This window comes from Bacillus sp. FJAT-53060 (assembly GCF_037104745.1).
Classification (GTDB): domain Bacteria; phylum Bacillota; class Bacilli; order Bacillales; family Bacillaceae; genus Bacillus; species Bacillus stratosphericus_B.
This window is the reverse complement of the sequence record NZ_JBAWSW010000010.1, coordinates 48,134-69,397: the sequence shown is the minus strand read 5'-3', so window position 1 is coordinate 69,397 and position 21,264 is coordinate 48,134. Positions and strand designations below refer to the sequence as shown.

Here is a 21,264-nt window from a genome sequence, read left to right as displayed (position 1 = left end):
CCCGTAAGGGAATGCCCGCTGATAATGCCCCCATCGAATCCTTCCACTCCAGTTTAAAATCAGAAGGATTCTATCTCCACCACCTGACAAACACTACAACAGCCATTGTAGAAAAAACGGTCAGGGAGTATATTAATTATTATAACAATATCCGAATTCAATTAAAATGAAACAACCAGTCACCGAAAGAGTTTCGACAACTGGCTGTTTCATAAAGGTGTTTTGATCCCTGTCTCAAAAACGGGGGTCAGTCCCATTAGACAAAGGTTTTATTTTTTCTCTGCAAGCCATTTTGCGACTTCTGTTGCTTGTTTCTCATCCACCATTCCGCTTGGCATAGACCCTTTACCGTTCTGTGCAATATCTGCGATTTGGTTTTCATTATATTTCTTCCCTACTTCTTTTAGGCTTGGTCCGCCTCCACCAGATAAATCTTTCCCATGACAGCCAATACAGTTCTGCTGATAAATTTTCTCACCACTGCTAACAGTTGAAGCACTCTTACTGCCTTCTTTGTTACTGCTGCTCGAATTTCCTCCACAAGCCGCAAGTACAAAAAGCATTGCCATGAATAGCAGCGTTAATCCGCCCTTTTTCATCTATTTTCCTCCCTTACAATCTTTCGGTCAATGTTATTATATCCTTGTTTACCCCCTTTTAAAACCCTTACCAAGTACCTCTTTCGCATCCATTACGATGACAAATGCTGATGCATCGATTGCTTTCACAACTTGTTTCAACTTTGTGAATTGTGATTGCCCAACGACACACATAAGAATCGGCCGGTCGTGATCGGTATATCCTCCTACTGCTGAGATTTTCGTTACACCACGATCAATTTGATCAAAAACAGCCTGCCTGACCTCATCCTCATGCCCGGTAATGATCATCGCCATTTTCGAATGACTGAAGCCTGCCTGAACCACATCAATCGTTTTACTAGAAATAAATACACCAATGATAGCATACAGTCCTTCTTCTATCCCAAAAACTGTCATTGCAGCCAGAACAATAAGGCCATCTATTATCGCTAAACATGTGCCTAACGACAGGCCTGTATACTTATTGATGATTTTCGCAGCGAGTGCCGTTCCACCCGTTGATCCATTTCCAAGGAACACGAGCCCAATACCGATCCCAATTACCACTCCTCCAAAAATCGCTGCTAAAAGAGCTTCATGCGTCACAGGTGCAATATGTCTTGTTAAAAACACCAGCAAAGGTAAAAAAATAGAGCCAACTAGTGTTTTCACCCCAAATGTACGGCCTAATAAATAAAACCCAGCGAAAAATAGGGGGATATTCAAGCCCCATTGCACATACGCTGCTTCAAAACCGAATGACTGCATAATAGTACTAATCCCGCTCACACCTCCAGCTGCAATCTGATTCGGTAATAATAGCGTATTAAATCCAATCGCCACGATGGTTGATCCTATTAAAATGAAAAGATAATTTTTCGCTTCAATCCAAAATTGAGAATGTCCCTGCTTCATGTCTTTCTTCCTCCGTTACTTCTGAATGCACACCTATTTTAAGCCCTCCTATCCAGATTGTAAATAACAGCCAAATGCAGTGCTAATGGATTAATACTTTATCACACAGCCGGATCAGCGTACTCATTACTTGGTATGAGCGAAATGATGGTATATTGAATATATACATGAGAATGAAGGGACATGCGATGGAGAAATTACTGAAAATGACTGGCATTATCCTCTATCTAGGGCCAAGGTCGAACCGCTTGCGTATGCCTGTATAGGGGAAGCACTCTCGAAAAAAGCCTACTCTATCTTTATCCCTGACATGCCATTTTCCTTTGCGATCTTCCATACAAAAAAAGCACAGGACATCATCAAAGGGCATAAAGCAATGAAACATTGGTATGTTGGCAGACACTCACTTGGTGGACCAGCTGCGGCTATGTATGCAGAAAACAATCAAAGCAAGCTAGACGGTCTCTTTTTTCTATCCTCTTATCCAGCATCAGACGACCTGAAACAAGCACCCTTTCAAGTACTGTCTATATCAGGAGAAAAGGCAATCATGTATTGCAACCAAAAAGGTGATCAGCCTGCTGACATTCCAGCTCTGACATAACAAAAAGACATCATTCAGACAATGCTTACGTGGTTAAAACCAGCAAAAAAGCTCCCATAATAGGAGCTTTTCATCTATTTTTTCGTTGCTTCTAAAAACTCTTCGGCATCTGCCACAGCTAGAGAAATGGCTTCCTCCCAAAAAGCTTTTTGGGTGAGATCGACACCTAAATGCTTATATGCTAAATCTTCTACCGCCATTGAAGCTGTATCCTTTAATAATGCAATGTATTTCTCTTCAAATGATGCCCCAGCCTGCAATGCTTTCGCATAAATACCTAGCGAGAACATGTATCCAAATGTATAAGGGAAATTATAAAACGGTACACCTGTAATATGGAAATGTAGTTTAGACGCCCAGAAATGCGGATGGTATTCATCTAAGGAGTCACCAAAGGCTTCCTTCTGCGCTTCTACCATCAGCTCATTCAAGCGATCAGCTGGCACTTCTCCATGTTTACGCTCTTCATAAAAGCGCTGTTCAAATAAAAAACGTGATTGAATGTTCATAAAAAATGCTACACTACGCTGCAGCTTATCCTCTAACAAACTGAGACGCTCTTCTTCATTTGCCGCTTCTTTTAATGAAGCATCAGCTACAATCATTTCTGCAAAGGTCGATGCCATTTCTGCTACATTCATCGCATATTTACGATTCAAAATGCGAACATCCTGCATCACTTCCTGATGAAAAGAGTGACCAAGCTCATGCGCTAATGTCGCTACATTGGATGGACTTCCTGAGAAAGTCATAAAAATGCGAGATTCTCCGCTGTCAGGGAAATTTGTACAAAAGCCGCCCACACGTTTGTTTGGACGATTTTCAGCTTCTATCCAGCGTTCATTAAACGCTTTTTCAGTAAAGGCAGCAAGCTCTTTTCCAAACCCAGCAAAATGCTTCACAATAAAAGCAGCTGCTTCTTGATAAGGAAAAGTCTTTGTCTCACGTCCAATAGGTGCCCCAATATCGAACCAGCTCAGCTTACCAACCCCAAGCATATCAGCTTTCCGTTGTAAGTAATCAATGAATGGCTGTTTATGTTCATCGATCACAGACCACATCGCATTAAGTGTTTCTTGTTTCATACGGCAAATATCAAGTGGCTCTTTTAAAATATGATCCCAGCCTCTTGCTTCATACACTTGTAATCGAAAACCAGAGAGGTGATTGAGGGTGCTTGCAAATAAATGTTCATCCTGCGTCCATGCATGCTCTAGGTTATGATAAACAGACTTTCTGACTTCACGATCTGAATCATCCATTGTATTTTCTGCCTGGCCTACAGAAATCATCTGCGTTTCACCATTTTGCTCAAATGGAATGGTAATCTTATTCACTAAGCTAGAATAAAGCTCATCCCACGCATGATATCCATCTACTGCTAGCTTTTGAATCAACGTTTCCTGTTCAACAGGTAATTGGTCCTTCACGCGCTCTCTTCGTTCATTTAATATGTAACGAACATCTGAAAAGTCGGCTGAATCCATCAGTTCTTTCCACTTATTAGAAGGTATTGCAGCCAACACTTGGTCAAACAGCGTAAGAATGGTTTCTAATTCAGCTTCCAGCTTGGCAATGGACCCTCGAAGGCTGCCTGCTTTCATATCCTTTGTATTTTGAGATTGTAGACAAGATACAAATGAACCGGCTTGAGAAAGTTTTTTATATGTGGTTTCATACGTTTCAAGGACAGACGTTAATTTGTTTTCAATTTGTGTATCTTCTTTTGAAAAGGCATCTACCTTTTTGCGTAATTCATCTAATAGTTGCTGAATGTTTTGCAAGTATGTGATAAATTCTGATGAAGAACTGCCTCCCTTAAAAAAAGCATCTAAATCCCACGTCTCTTGTAATGGTTTTAATCCCAAAGTATTTCCCCCTTTATGTGCTAATTTCATCATACAAAGAATGTAAAGTCAGTATGGCGTATGTATTCCTTTATATTCATTATATGTTCTCACAATTAAAAAAACCCAGCAAAAAGCCGAGTTTTTATGATAATTTCGAACGCAAATAAGCATCGATGAATGAATCTAAATCTCCATCCATGACCGCTTGAACATTTCCCATCTCCGTATTGGTTCGATGGTCTTTCACAAGGGAATATGGGTGGAATACATAAGAGCGAATTTGGCTGCCCCAGCCAATTTCCTTCTGTTCTCCTCTGATTTCATCCAATTCTACCTGCTGTTCTTCGATCCGTTTTTGGTATAGTTTCGATTTCAGCATTTTCATCGCACGTTCTCTGTTTTTGATTTGTGATCTTTCTGTTTGGCATGTCACCACGACATTTGTTGGAATGTGTGTGATACGAACCGCAGAATCCGTCGTATTGACGTGCTGGCCACCTGCGCCGCTAGCACGATACGTATCAACCTTAATATCCTCTGTACGAATATCAATATCAATTTCTTCATTGAATTCTGGCATGACATCACAGGAAACGAAGGATGTATGTCTACGGCCTGATGAATCAAAAGGAGAAATTCGCACCAAACGGTGGACACCTTTTTCTGCTTTTAAGTAACCGTAAGCGTTATGCCCTTTGATCAGCAATGTCACAGACTTAATTCCAGCTTCATCACCAGGTAGATAATCAAGCGTTTCAACTTTAAAGCCTCTACGTTCTGCCCAGCGAGTGTACATTCTCAGAAGCATAGAACCCCAGTCCTGTGATTCGGTACCCCCTGCACCAGGGTGAAGCTCAAGAATGGCATTGTTTTTATCGTATGGTTCGCTTAAGAGTAGCTGCAACTCAAACTCGTTAAACTGTTTTGTTAAGTTCTTCAGCTCTTTTTCAAGCTCTGCATGAAGTTCCCCATCATAATCTTCCTTTAATAAGTCATACGTCATTTGCAGCTCTTCATGTGATTCACTAAGCTCATGATATGTATTCACATAATCCTTCAGTGCATTAGTTTCATTGATGACACCTTGCGCCTTTTGCTGATCATTCCAAAAGTCAGGCTCTGACATGGTCGCTTCAAGCTCTGTGATTTTGGCTTCTTTTGTTTCGAGGTCAAAGAGACCCCCTAAAATCAGCTAGCCTGCTAGCCATATTTTCAAGCTCTTGTCTAATTTCAACTAATTCCATATCCTTCACCTCATAGATGTATGGGGGTTGACATGAATAGAAAGAGGTTTTCACCTCTTTCTATTACTTATTCTGTCTTCCCATGACAATTTTTATATTTCTTACCGCTTCCACAATGACATGGTGAGTTTCGTCCAATATCAACTATTTTCCGTACCGGCTTCTTCTTCACCGTTTTCTCCTCATCACCCTCTTGAGGCTGATGAGCAGTTGTTTGACCCTGAACAACTTCTTCACGTTCTAGGTTGTTTTGGATTTCTGATTTTAGAACATATTTGGCCACATCATCTTCAATCGAAGCCACCATGTGCTCAAACATCGTATATCCTTCCATTTGATACTCACGAAGCGGATTTGTTTGTGCATACGCACGCAAATGAATTCCTTGACGCAACTGATCCATTGCATCAATGTGATCCATCCATTTCGAATCTACTGCACGAAGGACGATGACTTTTTCAAATTCACGCATTTGTTCATTGCCAAATGTCTCTTCTTTTGCATCGTATTTCTCTTTAATATGATCCATGATGAAGGACGTGATTTCATCTGCTTCTTTACCGAAGATATCTTTGACCGTAATGCCACCTTCATCTAAATAGTTCGTATTGATTAATTCAACAAGACCATCTAGTTTCCACTCTTCTGGAAGTTCTTCTTTCGGCGTATAAGATCCAACAGCCCGCTCAATAGACGATTGAATCATATTGATCACAATCGATTTCAAGTTATCAGAATCGATGACTTCAAAGCGCTGTTTGTAAATGACTTCACGCTGTTGACGCAGCACATCATCATATTGTAGAAGTTGCTTACGGGAATCAAAGTTATTTCCCTCAACACGTTTTTGGGAAGATTCAACGGCTTTAGACACCATTTTACTCTGAATTGGTGTAGAGTCATCCATGCCAAATCGGTCAAGCATCGCCATTGTCCGCTCTGCACCGAATCTTCGCATCAATTCATCTTCCATGGATAGATAAAATTGTGTAATGCCTGGGTCTCCTTGACGACCAGAACGACCACGAAGCTGGTTATCAATACGGCGTGATTCATGACGCTCTGTCCCAATAACAGCGAGACCGCCCAATTCTTTCACACCTTCGCCAAGCTTGATGTCTGTACCACGTCCCGCCATGTTTGTTGCAATGGTAACGGCACCTTTTTGACCAGCTTCCTCAATAATTTGTGCTTCACGCTCATGGTTTTTCGCATTTAACACTTGATGAGGAATGCCTTTATTTTTGAGCAGCTTAGAAATCAGCTCAGATGTCTCAACAGCAACTGTTCCGACTAGAACGGGCTGCCCTGTCATATAACGCTGCGCAACATCCTCAGCCACTGCTTTAAATTTACCATCCATTGTGCGATAAATTAAGTCAGGTCTGTCATCACGAACCACTGGTTTATTGGTCGGAATTGTCACAACCTGCATGTTGTAAATGTTACGAAATTCCTCTTCTTCCGTTTTCGCTGTACCTGTCATACCAGATAACTTTTCATACATACGGAAGTAGTTCTGGAACGTAATTGTTGCAAGTGTCATGCTTTCATTCTGCACTTCAAGACCTTCTTTTGCCTCGATGGCTTGATGCAGACCTTCACTATAGCGGCGTCCTTTCATTAAACGGCCTGTGAAGGAGTCAACAATCACGACTTGTCCATCTTCTACGACATAATCAACGTCTTTTTGCATCGCAACATGTGCCTTTAAGGCTTGAGCGATATGGTGGTTAAGTGCCACATGTTTGACATCAAATAAGTTCTCGATGCCGAATGCCTTTTCCGCCTTTGTCATTCCGCTTTCTGTCAGCTGTACACTTTTTGTTTTAATATCATACGTAAAATCATCTTCTATTTTTAATGTACGAACAAATGCATTTGCTTGTACATAAAGCTTCGTTGATTTTGCAGCTTGTCCAGAAATAATCAAAGGTGTTCTCGCTTCATCCACTAAGATGGAGTCAACTTCATCAATCACGGCATAATGAATTGGTCTTTGGACCATTTGCTCTTTATAAAGCACCATGTTATCTCTTAAATAGTCAAAGCCAAGTTCATTGTTTGTTGAATACGTGATATCAGCGGCATACGCTTCTCTTTTTTCATCTTTGTCTAAACTGTTTAAATTCAAGCCTACCGTTAATCCAAGAAATTCAAAGATTTTGCCCATTTCCTGCGCATCACGGCTTGCCAAATATTCGTTGACTGTCACGATGTGGACGCCTTTTCCAGAAAGAGCATTCAAATAAACGGGCATCGTTGATGTTAGCGTTTTACCTTCACCTGTTTTCATCTCAGAGATGTTACCTTCATGAAGCGCAATCCCCCCCATGAGCTGCACTTTAAATGGGAACATTCCTGTCACGCGGCGCGATGCCTCGCGAACCGTTGCAAAAGCTTCAACTAAAAGGTCATCCTCGGATTGTCCTTTTTCCAGTTTTTCTTTCAATTCAATCGTTTTATTTCGTAAAGCCTCGTCTGATAATTTCTCAAAATCTTGAGCGAGAGCTTCGATTTCATTTGCCTTTTTTTCATATCGGCTGATCGTACGTTTCGTAGGATCAAACACTTTGTTTAAGATTCCAAGCATATAATAACGCTCCTCTATTTCATGCAATTTTTCGGCATGTACAAAAGTTTAACAGGTCCATATTTACCTACATTTATCATACCATACCTTCCATGATTTCCAAAGAATTTGCAATGATTTAGAACAAAAAACCCGCCCCTCATCAAGGGAACGGGTTTACTTTATTTAGGTTGTTTTTAGTCATGAAAAGCTGACAGTTAAGCGTTTGGCTCAATAAGTCCATATTTACCGTCATTTCGGCGATACACCACATTGGTCAAATTTGTGTCAGCATTCGTGAAGACAAAGAAACTGTGACCTAACATGTTCATTTGAAGGATGGCCTCTTCGCTATCCATCGGTTTTAAGTTAAAGCGCTTCTGTCTGACGATTTCTGTTTCATCAACTTCTTCATCATCTTGAACCGCTACATCGACAGTGCCATTTCCTCCAGCAAATAAGTGCTTTTTCGCACCTTGCTCACGGAACTTACGATTCACCTTTGTTTTGTGTTTTCTAATTTGACGTTCTAATTTACTTGCTGCTAGGTCTACTGCATTGTACATGTCCTCATTATGCACCTCAGATCGAAGTGCTAGATCTGTCATTGGAATGGTAACCTCAACTTTAGATTCTTGATCGTTGTAAAACTTCAAGTTCACGTTGACTGAAGCATCTACATCTGACTCAAAATAACGCTCCAGCTTTCCAATTTTTTTCTCGACATGATCTCTTAGTGCAGGTGTTACTTCGATATTTTCTCCTCTGACATTGTAATTCATGTAAAGAACGCCTCCTTTAAAATTAAGGATATGTAAACTTATTTCTACTTTTCCCTCCTTTTCTCCTGCTCAAACGTAAAATAAATGTGAATATTTATTGAAATTTGTCGAATTTTGCAGTGCTTCAGCTTTGCTTGATAGGTGATGAATATATATTCCGTTCATTCTTGAAAAAGACCAGCACGCTTTAAATTTTGAAAGATGAAATAGATGTTTTCAGCGATTGAGACAAAGACTTTAAATCCTTCGCAGATGCTTTCATTTCTTCATTCGCCGCTAGTGATTCTTCAACATTCGCCGACATATGTTCCGTCTCTTCTGAGTTCCGTTTTGCCCCTTCTTCAATGACACCAACCGTTTGAGAAATCTCCTCTGTACTAGCTGAAATCTGCTCTGCGGTCGCTGACATCTCCTCTGCTTTCATGGAGATATCACGAATGGATTCCAAAATGTCATGAAAGTTCTGTGCAGACAATTGCGATGCTTTCACTCCTTCTTCTACATCTCGTTCAACCTTCGTCATAGATTGTGATGACTTTCCCGTATCCTTGTTCAAGTTGGCGAGCAATTGACTAATTTGATCTGTCAGCTGACTCGATTCTTCTGCCAGTTTCCTCACTTCATCTGCCACAACCGCAAAACCCCTTCCATGCTCCCCTGCTCTTGCCGCTTCAATTGCGGCGTTTAAAGCAAGCAAATTCGTCTGATCGGCAATGGCGTGAATATTGCCTAATAGATCTTGGATGGCCGTAAACTGCGCTTGTACATTAGACATTGTGGAGTGGTGTTCATTGACAGACTCCTTAATAGAGCTCATTTGTTTTACAAATTGTTGAATGAGAGATGCGCCCTCTTCAGCCTTTTCAGTCACTGAAATTGATTGACCCGAAACATCGGATGTGTGTTCAACTGCATTTTGCATGCCAGTCGAGACCTCTTGAATGGCAGAAGCGACTTTTCCGACCGCATCTGATTGTTCACGTGACGCTTCACTGACCTGTTCAATCGAGCTAGACGTCTGTTTACTAGCTGAAATGGTCTGGCTGATGGTTTCCTCAAATTGAGCAGCAGAATCAGATAATTGTCTTGATCCGTTCTGCACCTGAAAAATGAGCTGACGCAAATGAGTTGTCATTTGGTTAAAAGCTTTCCCTAGTTGGCCAATCTCATTTCTTGAACTTACTTCAATCTCTTCGAGTGTGAGATCACCATCTGCCATCCTTCTTGCAGCATTTGTAACAGAGACAATCGGTTTTGTCATTCGATGAACAAACCTGATACCAATTACCAAAAAGCCGACTACGATCGCTGCGCTGACAAGAATGAGGGTCAGCAATAATTGGTTACTGTCTTGATTGAGCTGATTGATTTTCTGATCTCGTTGTTTCAGTTGTATTTGTGCGAATTCTTTTGTAAAGGTATGTATTTCTTGTTCGATAGGATGTAATTCTTGACTGAGGCGGGTGTTGAATTCTTTTTGATTTTGCATATTAAGTGAATTAAATAATCGATTGGTTGAGGTGTAGTAGAGATAATTTTTTTCTGAAATTTGATCTAACAGATTTTTTGCTTGTTTAACGGTACTAAGTTTTGAAGCTTCCTTAGTTTTCTTGTTAATATCTTCATATGTTCGCTCAATTTTCTGTAAATTCTCAGCATCTTGCACGGCAACATATGTCTTGATTTGCGCTTCCTGCTTTTGCAGCAGTGTCTCTAGTTCCAGTGAGGTTTGATAGAGCTTCACTTCTTTGTTGAGGAGCGCTTTATAGGATTGATCTGTTTTGTTATAGATAAAGCTTGAGAAACCTAAAATACTGACAAACAACACACATATGACAATAAGCCCACATAAAAATTGATTTTTTAGTCTCATAATTTCCTCCGAAAGGTCTGAATTGAACAAAAATTAATGAATGACATACGGCCTCATACAGGCATGTATTTCATCCATCCACTTTCTAAATTCAGGTATAAAAGAAGTTTTAAGAAATGATTGGAAGTGATTTGAAGGGAATGTATAGAAAGCTAGTATATCGAAACTTGAAAAAATTTGGTCAAACGAACGAATCGTCTTAGCAAAGTGCTCATTTTCAATAATTGAAAGCAGAAGGGGATGTGTTGTCTCTAAATGAAAGAAGGCTTGGATCAGATCATTAAAGATCAGATCCCCTTCTGTTTTAGCAAAATCCTTCTCAATTTCATCTAAATATTTTAGGCTCTCTTCTATCGTATATAGAAGTTCATAATATTTGGTTAATAAGATATAGTCATCTGAACGATACGCCACAGGTCTCACCTATTTATTTCCGTTTATCGTAGAAAACGCCGTCACTCGTCATTGGCTTGTAGGGATTTTGATAATTCATCTGTTTCGTTTTCTTTCTTTGAATGGCTTGAATATCCGCTTTAATCCCTTTTTGAATGGTCGTCAATTGCTTCGCCATCTGTTGATCCGTTTGAATGATCTCTTTGATCTTCTCTTTTTCTTGATCTGTAAGCTCATGCTGAATATCTTTCATTAATTCGTCTCTCTCAATTAAAAAAGCGTCAAAGTCTTCAACCAACGTTTCACTTTGTGGATTTGACGCTATTTCAGCAGCCATTTTTAATGTTTGGTCATGCAGTTGGTCAACAATACTCATAGAGATCCCCCGATAGAGTGGTGACGACCTTTTCGATCCGTTTGAATGACTTCCTTCCAAGCATCACGGAAGTCGATCACGAATTGCTCTACTTCATTCAACATCTCTTCATCATTTTGGAGATTGGCTTCAATGAGTCTACGGTAGATGTAATCATACATACTGGCCATACTCTTTGATACGTCATAGGAGCGATTTAAGGTGACATTTAATTCTTGGATGATGTTTTGAGCCTTTTTCAGGTTCAAGTTTCTCGTTTCAGCATCCTCTTTTTGAATGGCATGCTTCGCTAGTCTAATAAACTTTAAGCACCCTTCATAAAGCATAAGCGTCAACTCGGCCGGTGTTGCGGTTTCAATAGAATTTTTCTGATAGGCGGCATAAGGGTTCTGTATTGCCATATGTTATAAACCTCCAATTATTATCCAAGCAGTTGAGAAAGATAGCCCGATTGGTTGTTTAGCTTTTGAATTGCACTATCCATCGCATTAAACTTTATATAGTAACGATTTTCAACAAGTTTCAAGCGGTCTTGGAATGTACTCATTCGTTTTGCCAAAGAATCCAGGTCCTTCCCAAGTCCGTATTCTTTCAGCTCCATTGTTGTGCTACCAGCCTTTATCTGAATACTTTTCGTGAAGTCTGATAAGGAGTTTTTAATACGGTAAATAATTCCTTGTTCTTTATATTGCTGCTGTGCTTTGTCTTTATCTTTTGAATCAAGGTTTAAACTTCCCGAGATGAACATTTGACTGACCTTTTGAGGATCTTCTTCAATAGCTTTTCTTAGCTTCTCTTCATTAATTTCAAGCTTTCCACCATCTTTATACTTTGATGATGTCGTAATACCAATTTGTGTGATGTGAATTTTATTAGAATCACTTGTCGTAATATCAGCATAAAAATCACTTCTTATTTTAGAGGCTCCAGATCGTAAAATTGAATCACTTCTCAGCAAACCAGACTTCGCGGTCGTTTCCCATAGCTCCACTTCTTTGTCAGACATCGCTTTTTTTTCTTCAGCTGTTAATGGTTGATAATCTCTATTTCTTTTTTCATTGACTTTGCCATTGATCTGCTCAACGAGTTCGTTGTATTTATCAACAAATTGTTTGATTTTGTCATAGATCGCATCGACATCTGTTGAAACGTTTAAGCTGACTGGCTTATCAGTAGTTGCTTTAAGCTCGTATGTGATACCAGCATGGGTGAACGTATTATTGTTATTTTCCATTTTCAGACCGTTAATTTCGTATTGCGCCTTCTGCCCTTGTGTCGTCGCAACTAATTTGTTATCTCCATCTACTTGAAATCCTAATTGTGTTAAGAATGAAGCTGAATCACCATCAGTTGCTTTAATACTGACACCTTCACCAGTCGTTCGCGAGGTGAGAGCAATCGTATCCACATAGCTTGTCCCATCAAAAATTTGTCCTTTATAAGCCGTTACACCTAGCTGAGAGTTATTCAGCCTGGCGACAATATCATCAAGTGTATCGGTATCAGAGGTATTAATTGTCACTGTTTTTGGTTTCGTTGAATCTGGTGTAGTTACCTCAAACGTAAATGTACCGTTTGTAGGTGTAAACCCAGATGTACCAGAAGATTTGTATACAGAAGCTGTCGCAAGCTGAGTGACATTGATCGAGCCAGAGGTAGCACTTGTCGTTCCAGTCGCTGTGACAGCAGCTTCATTAGAGCTTGTCACTTTTTTTGCGCCATAAGTACTTGGAAGCGTTAAGTTTAATTTGTTAATCAGATCATCTAATTCTTTGACTTTCGAATTAACCTCTCGATAGCTGTCTCTTTGCCATTCTAGTATCTGTTTCTGACGTGTCATTTTATCAAGCGGTGCTCGTTCAGATTTCATTAACTTTGATATGATTTCATCAATATCAAACACATTTGAAAATCCAGTAATTCGATTAACCATTGTTCATTTCTCCCTTCATTTACATCCTTTTATCTACAAATAAACCGACAATCTCTGTCATCGCCGCGTAGAAATCAAGCCATTCCTTGGAAGGAATTTCTCTAATGACTTCTTCTGTTTGATTATCTACTACTTTGACATAATATTCATTGAGCTTTTCATGTAATTCAAATTGAAGATGAAATTGAGTAGGTTCTATTAGTTTATTTGCTCCTTGAATGGTTTTTTCAATTTCTTCTTTTGAAACGACCTTGCCATTTCCTTGTAAATCAGTGTTTACACTGTCATTCTGATTATTAGAAACACGGGTTTGATATGCATCGATAATTGTCTCTAGCGATGTCAACTTACCAACAGACATAGTTATTCAGCTCCTGTGCTTTAATCTATCTTTTATATCGGCTTTGAATTTTCAAATTAAATATAGATAGACAGATTTGTTAAAGTTTCATATAGATAGTAACATTCACACAGAAACGCTCTCACACGAAGGAGAATGGGTCAGTCAGATAAAAAAATCCTCACTTTTTTTGTGAGGATAATTGAGAAAGTAGATCTAAGGACATACTCGCAGCGCGATTGTTCTCTTCTTGAATAGACAGGTAAACTTCTTTCCTGTGAATGTCGATGTGCTTAGGAGCATCAATTCCGATTTTCAATTGATCGCCTTCGATCGAGATAATCTTGACTTCAATATCATCGCCTATTTGAATCGACTGATTTAATTTACGAGATAGAACTAGCATGAGGAAGCTACCTCTAACAAATGTTTTGTATGATAAGCTGAATCATGCAAAATGACCTGTTTCGCTTTCATGTTTTTCCGATTTACAATAATAGGCGCTCTTAAATTGGCTGTCGTTTTTTCAATAGAAGATTCCATTGTTAAAATAACCATTACTTCAATATCGTTCGCATCTTCCACACCAATAATTTCCACAACCGCCTCATCTAAGTCAAATTCGTATTGGTTGAAAAATATAAACGGACTGCTGACAATAAACCCTAATTCGGCACTTTTTAATGATTGAAGAACTAAAAATGGGGATTCTTCTGATAAAGGTAAAATAACAAACTGTTTTTGATCCAAAAATCCTGGTATCCCATTAGAGAAGTTGATGATTTGCTCCTCTTTAATCGGCACTTCGCCATGGTATTTTGTTTGAATGATCATAATTCACGACCTTTTTCATTTTTCTTAACTATACCTTATCACCATTTTGGCCCGTTTCGTCAACTTCTATTTTTAATTCAGGGTATTGTAACATATCAATATTTACTTTACCCGGCTGATAGTTAACAATTGGCTTATGCGTTGTTGCCTCAATGATGGCTTTTTGCGGCTCAACATCAATTTGAAGCTCGGAAGGCTGATAGTGAATTTTGACACTAAAGAACGAAGGAATCACACCGATGGTGAATTGTTTTGCTGGAGAACTGCCATTGATTTTGGCATATTCAGCAATTGCATTACCACCATTCTCAATTTTAATTAGTTCGCTTCCTTCTTCCGCTCTTCGGCCCATTCCTTCTTCAACAGCACGTTTCCCCTCAACTGCCCATTCCTCAGACCGCCTAAAAATTGATTTGATATCCATATCAGCAAATGCCTCAGTTTGATCAATTGTTAATTTCGACGGTGTCCTTGTAATGTTCATGACAGCTTTTGGCTGCTGTATCTCAAGATCCGCTCTTGGCTGCTCCACCTCTTGTCTAGAAGGAGTTGTTGACATTTGCAGCTTTGCATAGGTTTGTTGAATTAACAATCTAGGGATTTGCATATATTCACCTCCATGATGCAAAAAAGCACCCAATGGATGCTTTTTATTATCTTAAGAAATCGACAAGTGATGGCTGAATAGCCTTAGCTGTCGCCGCTAAAGCAGCTCTATTCACAACCTCTTGTTGAAGAAGATCAATAATCGCTTTTTCACTTTCAACATCTTCATTATCTGATTTAGCATTTTTCAGCATTTCGAATTGTGAAGTCAAACGGCTACCTACTAAATCAATACGATTCGATCGGGCTCCAAGGTCTGAGCGCTCAGCACTCATCACTTCTTTAAACTGATCGATATTTCCTAATGCATCATCAGAGTTTGTAAACGTTCCATTTTTTAGTGAGTTTTCTAAATCCGTCAGCATTTCGATGACATTTTGACCGCTAGCAGATTGTCCCCCAAAAGCTGAAAGTGGATTTGAGTTCACATTTAAAGTAATACCATCAGAAATGTTCGATTTAACTCCATTAGCATCCGTATAATTTTCAAAGTTAAACGTATACGTGCCATCTGCGTTTTCTACAACTGGTTTTACATTCGTATTTGTCCCATTAAATACGAACTTGCCTAACATCTGAGTGTTCATTGCATCAATGATTTGTTTCTTCATCTGACCAATTTCCACTCCGATAGCCGCTAAATCTTCAGGCTGCTTTGTTCCATTAGCCGCATCAAGCACTTTGTCTCGTACATTTGACATAATATCAATGATTTCAGTGACACTCGTTTCAGATGTATCAATCCAGTTTCGAGCCTCATTTAGATTGTTTTGATATTGTTCATTTCGAAACAGAGCTGTACTATACTGAAGACTTTTCACTGCTGCAACAGGATCATCAGACGTTTTTGTAAAACGTTTTCCAGTTTGCGCCTGCTCATTAATTTTAGAAAGTTTTTCATAACTTTTACTAATATTGCGAAGTGAGTTTTGAGAAATCATACCTTGTGTGACTCGCATCAGTTATCCTACCTTCCTACGACACCCATGCCGTTAATTACTTTATCTAATACTTCATCTTGTAATGTCATTATTCTTGCGGCGGCATTATATGCATGCTGAAATTGAATCATATTCGACATTTCTTCGTCGATGGAGACAGAGCTTGTAGACATTCTACGTTCATTTGCTGAGGTAGCAAGATCAGCTGAACTTCTTTCCAGCGTCATGTACTTTTTCCCTTGTATCCCCATTTCAGCAATGACATTTTGATAGTAATCTTGAATCGTTGTTGTATTCCCGCCTATTGACAGCTTTATATTTTGAATATTGGCTAATTCCGTAGCATTCGAACCGTCACCTTGTGTTTGATTGAGAGATGCGGCAATATTATCTGTTGATGCTAAAATCACATCACTCACCTTGATACGAGCTGCCAATCCTTTATTCAAATCATTGTTATCCTCAATGTCAAAAAAGTTTTGGCCGCTTGTACCGTTTAATGTGTACCCTTGCTTATGCACGTCGTTAAATGTATCCATGAATACTTGTGCTACTTCATCTAGCTCTGCAAGCATCTCTGGATACATTCCTTTTTCAGCTCCATTTGACATGTAGCCATACGATTCAACAAGTGCTTTCACTTTTCCATTCACTTGTAACTGATCTGCTGCAATCGTTGTTGTTCCGAATTGAAGCGAGTTTACAAGACCTGTCGTATTATCGTAGGAGATTTGCAACTCAGACTTCTCGTTGGTAATGCCATTCAAAATTGTACCAGCAGATTGTCCATTCGCACCGATAATGTCGATGTTGACAGTTCCTTCAGCAATTTTGAGTGCATTTCCACCAGGTGGATTGTAGCTCACTTTAATATCAACAAGTGAGGATAACTGATCTATAAGGGCATCACGCGTATCATAAAGATCATTTGGAAGATATCCATTTGGCTCAACTGTTGCAATCTGTTTATTCACTTCCTCTATTTGAGATAAAAGAGTGTTCACATTTTTTGCTGTTGAATCGAGTTCTGTTTTTAGATTCTTTTGTATCGTTGTTAAAGAAGAATTGAGCAGGCGAAATTGGTCTACTAAAGCTTGTGCACTTGTTTTGACAACCGTACGCGCCGAAGCAGAATCAGCATTTTTCGATTCTGATAGGACCTGTAATGATTTCCAAAGATTATCAAAGGCTCTGTTTAAGCCTTCATCTGTCAAATCATTCATAACCCCCTCCATTTGTGAAAGGGCATCAGACTTGGCTCGATAGTAAGACAAATTGTTGTTATGACCTCTGAACTGAAGGTCTAAAAAACTATCTCTAATTCTTTCAACGGTTCCAACTTGAACACCAGTCCCCATTTGGCCATAAGTCTTGCCGTCATAAACAGAATTCACTGGATAAGGATTATCTGCTTTAAAGGTAACTCTTTGTCTTGAGTAGCCTTCCGTATTTGCATTAGACACGTTGTTTGATGTGACATAAAGCCCTGCACGCTGGGCTGTGATTCCTCTTTTAGCCGTCTCTAGTCCCATGAATGTAGAACCCATTGGTATCCTCCTTGTTTAAGCCTTTGAATCAAACAAAGCCCTATGCTGTGTAGGCTTTGAACTCTCAAGACCATTTTGTCCGTAATTCATATTTTCTTTATTAGGATTAACGAGATCAAATGTCAGTGAAATAAATTGAAGTGATTGCTGAATGAGCTGTTTATTTAGATCATTTACATCTTTCAGTTCCACCATGATGTCATTTAATTTTTCATATAATGAAATGAGCTCTACTTGATCCGTACCTTCAGCCTTTTCGATACATGCGGTGATTGTAGACGATTGATCACTTTGTAAAAATTGAACTGTGGCTTCAATCCGCTTTTCTTCTAATTGAGAAATGGCCTGAATATATTTTTGTTCTAGATTCAGAACCTCTGAAAGAGCATCAATCTCATTACTTTTCAGCATTTCTGTTTTATCATTAGACAGCTTTAGAAGCTGTTCATGCAATCCATAGAGTCGATGCAGCTCTTCAATAATTATTTTAACTGACATTCACGCTACTCCTTCTGTTATTGTTGTTTATAAAAATTCAGCATTTTATCTGCTATGCCTTTTGTATCTACTTGATATGTTCCGGCTTCAATGCTTTTTTTAATTTGCTCTATTTTATCTTGGCGTTCTTTCATTAAATTCGGCACCTTTTGCATTTCGATTGCCTTTTTAGAAATTTCGACTTTATCAGTTGATTTTGCTTGATTCGATTGCAACGTCTGTTTCTCATATGTTTTCTTGTAAGGATTTACTGGCTGTGTTCCATATCGATTAATTTTCACGGGATTCCTCTCGCTTTCCGTTACAGTCTGTATTGATTCTATCCTTTTTATCGACCAAACTGCAACTTAGTTTAGGAAATCAGTCGTTTTTAGGATTAATGGCATAATAAGTGTCTTTTTTTCTAGATTCGATCTCCCTTTTACGCCCATCTTCTTGGTTCATTTGAGTGATTTGCGAACTTATATCCTGTTCACATTGGCTGCACAGCTTATTTTTTCTGATCGGTTGGCCGCATCTTTCACAAGGATAGTTGATATTCGGAAATTGACTAATCTGAAGCCTTTTCAACCGGATAAATTTCAAGATTAATTCTTCATCAACCTCTGTTGCTTCTACTATTTCAACAATGGTTGATTGTCTATTACTTTGCTTCCGCAAGAATTTATAAACGATATCAAAAGAACGTTCTTCTTCTTCAAAGCATTTATTACAAACAGTTTGGATGGTGGTTTTTAAAAATAACTGATTACATTGTGGACAGTTTGCCAATTGATTCATAACCAAAACCCCTTGCGTTATTTTCTTTTTTAATATCGGTTGATTATCATGATTTTTAACTACGAATCAACGTAAAAGAGGAAACACTTTTGGCACCTGCATCTTTTAAAATTCTTGCCGCATCATAGATTGTCGCCCCAGTTGTATAGATATCATCGATTAAAATGACATCCTTTTGAACGATGCCGTCTCGTTGCTTTAATTGGAACAAACCCTTTTGATCTAGACGTTCATTTTTACTTCTCTTAGACTGCTTATCTTGATGAATTTTAATGAGTGGTTGCAGTATAGGCAATCCAATGAAGGAAGCTAGCACGACTGACTGATTAAATCCTCTTTCCTTTAACCTCTCTTTACTTAAAGGAATCGGGACCAATGCCGGTTTTTCTATTGAAAAAGAGCACTTAAACGCTTCTTGTACATCTTTCTTAAACAAATCAGCTAAAGCAGTATCACCTCGAAATTTATACCGGGCTAGGAGGCCTTTCATGAAATCGTTATAAACATAAACAGACCTATTTTTTACCAGCACCTCAGTCGAATCAGATCGTTGATTCCAGCGGAAACAATCATGGCATAATTGATTACTAACCTGTGCTCTTCCACATTTGGGACAAATAGGGCTATGAATCTTAATTAGTCGTTTCTTACAAGCTATACATAAACTATCTTCACTTAATAGAAGTAATGATTTCCATGTAAAAGGAGCAACAAATTGTCCCTCACAGATTGGACAAATCAACTATTTTCCTTATTCAACGGTAGACGATTTGCACATCTTGGAAATGTTGTGACCTTTGAAGCAGCTTCTGTGAGAATGACAAGCATAGCCGTATTTTTTTGTTTATCTACCATCTCGGATTTACTGTAAGATATTTTCTCGATATCTATTATATATTGTAGTTTCATTTGATTCAGCGAAATAGCCAATACATCTTCTATATACTTTTCACAATGACAAATCATGTTTAATTGGTCGAGATATTGATAGAGGATTTTCTTTAGTAGTATTTCTTTTGCATTGAGTAGCATATTTTGTCCCTCCTGCCATTTGTGTATTGTCAATATTATGTACCCTGATTTATCTGAAACCACACTATTTTCAAGAAAACTCCTGTGCAGCCGTACCATTCATTTGTACGATATGATTCTTCGCTTGCTTCATACTTCTCGTTAAACCAAAATGAAAAAAGAGAACATCTCCATCAGAATAATCAGGATGCCTACCTGCTCTCCCAGAAATTTGTATAAGTGCACTTTCTGTAAAAATAGTTGATTCTGCACCTAGTACCCCAACCTGAACATTTTGAATGGTTACACCCCTCTCTAAAATAGTTGTGGTAACCAGGACATCGTATGTATCATTCCTGAATCTCCTTACCTTTTTTTTTCTATCTTGATCGTCAGCAGAAACACCCTCTACATTTACATGAAGTTCTCGAAGAATAGTCATTACCTTCTTCATAGTAGAAATAGAAGGAACAAAAAGTAAAACCCTTCTCCTTTTTGTGATATGTTGCTGAAGCCATTTCACCACAGTAAACGGCAGCTGATTCTTTTTTAATTTCTTTTTCCAATGTCCGATCCATTGAAATGATGGGACCGGTAAAGGTTGTTGATGGAAACGATGAGGAATCTTTACTGCTTCTAATCGTCCGCGAGAAACGTCTCTTTTCATTCTTTTAGATGGTGTGGCACTTAAGTAAATTTTGATTCCGCTTTTGCTCATGGCCTTATGAACAGCAAACTGAAGACGCTCATCGATTGAGAAAGGAAAGGCATCGACTTCATCTACAATGAGGACATCAAAAGCATTTTTGTATCTCATCAGCTGATGTGTTGTGGCAATCATAAGCGGCGCTATTTGAAACCTTTGAGGACTTCCACCATAAAGCACAGCTATATTCACCCCTTGAAATACTTTTCTAATTCGCGGTTCAAGTTCAAGCACAACATCTGTTCTAGGTGTGGCAATACATACACTCATTCCTTTCTTTAACGCATATTCAATTCCGTGAAAAAGCACCTCTGTTTTCCCTGCCCCGCAAACAGCCCATACTAGTAGATCAGATTTATTTTTTATCGCTTCTATCATTTTTTCTGACGCTACCTTTTGTCCCTTAGACAGCTCTCCCTGCCATGTTAATTCAACTTGAAATGTTTCTTTCGTTTGTGGACCAATCCATTCATAAAGAGAGCTACATTCGGTTGCTTTTCCCATCATGATGCATGATCTACAGTACACACATTCTTTTTGACACATTTCACACGGAGAGAGAGCAAAATATTGCTTTTTTGATACACCACACCGCAAGCATATAAAACCGCTCGCTTTCCTTTCAATGGCAGGAGTTCTAGTTATTAACCCTTTCTCCTCCAGCCAATCCAAATTGGATTGTGTGCATCTGCATTCAAAGGTAAGGAGGTGCCGTGAGTGGAGTTGTCCCATTAGTTTCATTGCTTTGTTCATGTTCAATTTCACCAAACACCTTTCAATTGATGTTTGCCTATTATGTACAAAGACCTGAGCTTTCGTCCAACTGCAAAAACAGAAAAATAAATCCCCTTTTTTATGAGAAAAGGGGATTTTGAGTT

At 38.9% G+C, this 21,264-nt stretch carries 25 protein-coding genes; 2 read left to right on the top strand and 23 right to left on the bottom strand.

The window, feature by feature from the left end; all coding sequences use genetic code 11:
- Positions 1-170: IS3 family transposase (locus tag WAX46_RS06175; RefSeq protein ID WP_336493510.1), on the top strand; the 170-nt coding region annotated here is incomplete at its 5' end.
- 99 nt (positions 171-269) lie between these two features.
- On the opposite strand, the gene cccB is transcribed toward WAX46_RS06175, so the two are convergent.
- Both cccB and WAX46_RS06165 read right to left on the bottom strand, forming a co-directional pair.
- Complete coding sequence (cccB, locus tag WAX46_RS06170) at positions 270-599, bottom strand: cytochrome c551 (protein ID WP_226567692.1); 330 nt, start codon at positions 597-599, stop codon at positions 270-272.
- Positions 600-647: 48 nt separating this feature from the next.
- On the bottom strand, positions 648-1,496 hold the full coding sequence (locus WAX46_RS06165; RefSeq protein ID WP_226567693.1) for a YitT family protein: 849 nt from the start codon (positions 1,494-1,496) through the stop codon (positions 648-650).
- Between the two features lie 154 nt (positions 1,497-1,650).
- Between WAX46_RS06165 and WAX46_RS06160 the strand changes: the two genes are divergently transcribed.
- The gene (locus WAX46_RS06160; RefSeq protein ID WP_336493509.1) at positions 1,651-2,100 is read left to right on the top strand and encodes an alpha/beta hydrolase; all 450 of its coding nucleotides are present in this window, start codon (positions 1,651-1,653) and stop codon (positions 2,098-2,100) included.
- Positions 2,101-2,174: 74 nt separating this feature from the next.
- Here the strand turns inward: WAX46_RS06160 and WAX46_RS06155 are convergent, their stop codons facing one another.
- The 21 genes from WAX46_RS06155 to WAX46_RS06055 all read right to left on the bottom strand — a co-directional run bounded on the left by WAX46_RS06155 (position 2,175) and on the right by WAX46_RS06055 (position 21,145).
- Positions 2,175-3,968 (bottom strand): M3 family oligoendopeptidase, encoded by a 1,794-nt coding sequence (locus WAX46_RS06155; RefSeq protein ID WP_226567694.1) that lies wholly within the window; start codon positions 3,966-3,968, stop codon positions 2,175-2,177.
- Positions 3,969-4,092: 124 nt separating this feature from the next.
- Positions 4,093-5,194, bottom strand: a protein-coding gene (gene prfB / locus WAX46_RS06150) for a peptide chain release factor 2 (RefSeq protein ID WP_226567695.1) whose coding sequence is annotated in 2 segments (ribosomal slippage) — positions 4,093-5,121 and positions 5,123-5,194 — 1,101 coding nt in all. Because the reading frame shifts where the segments join, the coding sequence is not laid out codon by codon here.
- Between the two features lie 67 nt (positions 5,195-5,261).
- Complete coding sequence (gene secA / locus WAX46_RS06145) at positions 5,262-7,787, bottom strand: preprotein translocase subunit SecA (RefSeq protein ID WP_336493507.1); 2,526 nt, start codon at positions 7,785-7,787, stop codon at positions 5,262-5,264.
- A gap of 197 nt (positions 7,788-7,984) precedes the next feature.
- Positions 7,985-8,548 (bottom strand): ribosome hibernation-promoting factor, HPF/YfiA family, encoded by a 564-nt coding sequence (hpf, locus tag WAX46_RS06140; RefSeq protein WP_336493506.1) that lies wholly within the window; start codon positions 8,546-8,548, stop codon positions 7,985-7,987.
- Positions 8,549-8,735: 187 nt separating this feature from the next.
- Positions 8,736-10,421: a methyl-accepting chemotaxis protein gene (locus WAX46_RS06135; protein ID WP_336493505.1), complete on the bottom strand. Its 1,686-nt coding sequence runs from the start codon at positions 10,419-10,421 to the stop codon at positions 8,736-8,738.
- Between the two features lie 33 nt (positions 10,422-10,454).
- Positions 10,455-10,835, bottom strand: coding sequence for a hypothetical protein (locus WAX46_RS06130; protein WP_336493503.1), 381 nt, complete (start codon positions 10,833-10,835; stop codon positions 10,455-10,457).
- A 13-nt stretch (positions 10,836-10,848) separates the two neighbouring features.
- Positions 10,849-11,190, bottom strand: coding sequence for a flagellar protein FliT (locus WAX46_RS06125; protein WP_336493502.1), 342 nt, complete (start codon positions 11,188-11,190; stop codon positions 10,849-10,851).
- Positions 11,187-11,591, bottom strand: coding sequence for a flagellar export chaperone FliS (fliS, locus tag WAX46_RS06120; RefSeq protein WP_226567701.1), 405 nt, complete (start codon positions 11,589-11,591; stop codon positions 11,187-11,189). The genes WAX46_RS06125 and fliS overlap by 4 nt, the downstream gene beginning before the upstream one ends.
- Positions 11,592-11,611: 20 nt before the next feature.
- Complete coding sequence (locus tag WAX46_RS06115; protein ID WP_226567702.1) at positions 11,612-13,123, bottom strand: flagellar hook-associated protein 2; 1,512 nt, start codon at positions 13,121-13,123, stop codon at positions 11,612-11,614.
- A gap of 19 nt (positions 13,124-13,142) precedes the next feature.
- On the bottom strand, positions 13,143-13,484 hold the full coding sequence (gene flaG, locus WAX46_RS06110) for a flagellar protein FlaG (RefSeq protein WP_226567703.1): 342 nt from the start codon (positions 13,482-13,484) through the stop codon (positions 13,143-13,145).
- A gap of 160 nt (positions 13,485-13,644) precedes the next feature.
- Positions 13,645-13,869 carry a carbon storage regulator CsrA gene (gene csrA / locus WAX46_RS06105; RefSeq protein WP_226567704.1) on the bottom strand — a complete coding sequence of 75 codons (225 nt, stop codon included), beginning with the start codon at positions 13,867-13,869 and terminating at the stop codon, positions 13,645-13,647.
- Positions 13,863-14,297, bottom strand: a complete 435-nt coding sequence (fliW, locus tag WAX46_RS06100) for a flagellar assembly protein FliW (RefSeq protein ID WP_226567705.1) — start codon at positions 14,295-14,297, stop codon at positions 13,863-13,865. The genes csrA and fliW overlap by 7 nt, the downstream gene beginning before the upstream one ends.
- A gap of 28 nt (positions 14,298-14,325) precedes the next feature.
- Positions 14,326-14,904: a DUF6470 family protein gene (locus tag WAX46_RS06095; RefSeq protein ID WP_226567706.1), complete on the bottom strand. Its 579-nt coding sequence runs from the start codon at positions 14,902-14,904 to the stop codon at positions 14,326-14,328.
- Positions 14,905-14,950: 46 nt separating this feature from the next.
- Positions 14,951-15,862, bottom strand: coding sequence for a flagellar hook-associated protein FlgL (gene flgL / locus WAX46_RS06090; protein ID WP_336493501.1), 912 nt, complete (start codon positions 15,860-15,862; stop codon positions 14,951-14,953).
- An 8-nt stretch (positions 15,863-15,870) separates the two neighbouring features.
- A complete protein-coding gene (flgK, locus tag WAX46_RS06085) occupies positions 15,871-17,391 on the bottom strand; it encodes a flagellar hook-associated protein FlgK (RefSeq protein WP_226567708.1) in 1,521 nt (506 codons plus the stop codon).
- A 15-nt stretch (positions 17,392-17,406) separates the two neighbouring features.
- Complete coding sequence (locus WAX46_RS06080) at positions 17,407-17,889, bottom strand: flagellar protein FlgN (protein WP_226567709.1); 483 nt, start codon at positions 17,887-17,889, stop codon at positions 17,407-17,409.
- A gap of 17 nt (positions 17,890-17,906) precedes the next feature.
- Positions 17,907-18,170 (bottom strand): flagellar biosynthesis anti-sigma factor FlgM, encoded by a 264-nt coding sequence (gene flgM / locus WAX46_RS06075; RefSeq protein ID WP_226567710.1) that lies wholly within the window; start codon positions 18,168-18,170, stop codon positions 17,907-17,909.
- A 79-nt stretch (positions 18,171-18,249) separates the two neighbouring features.
- A complete protein-coding gene (locus tag WAX46_RS06070) occupies positions 18,250-18,669 on the bottom strand; it encodes a TIGR03826 family flagellar region protein (protein WP_226567711.1) in 420 nt (139 codons plus the stop codon).
- Between the two features lie 55 nt (positions 18,670-18,724).
- Complete coding sequence (locus WAX46_RS06065; protein WP_226567751.1) at positions 18,725-19,105, bottom strand: ComF family protein; 381 nt, start codon at positions 19,103-19,105, stop codon at positions 18,725-18,727.
- A gap of 302 nt (positions 19,106-19,407) precedes the next feature.
- Positions 19,408-19,701 carry a late competence development ComFB family protein gene (locus WAX46_RS06060; RefSeq protein ID WP_226567712.1) on the bottom strand — a complete coding sequence of 98 codons (294 nt, stop codon included), beginning with the start codon at positions 19,699-19,701 and terminating at the stop codon, positions 19,408-19,410.
- Positions 19,702-19,771: 70 nt separating this feature from the next.
- Positions 19,772-21,145, bottom strand: a complete 1,374-nt coding sequence (locus tag WAX46_RS06055; protein WP_442895660.1) for a DEAD/DEAH box helicase — start codon at positions 21,143-21,145, stop codon at positions 19,772-19,774.
- Between the last annotated feature and the right edge of the window lie 119 nt (positions 21,146-21,264).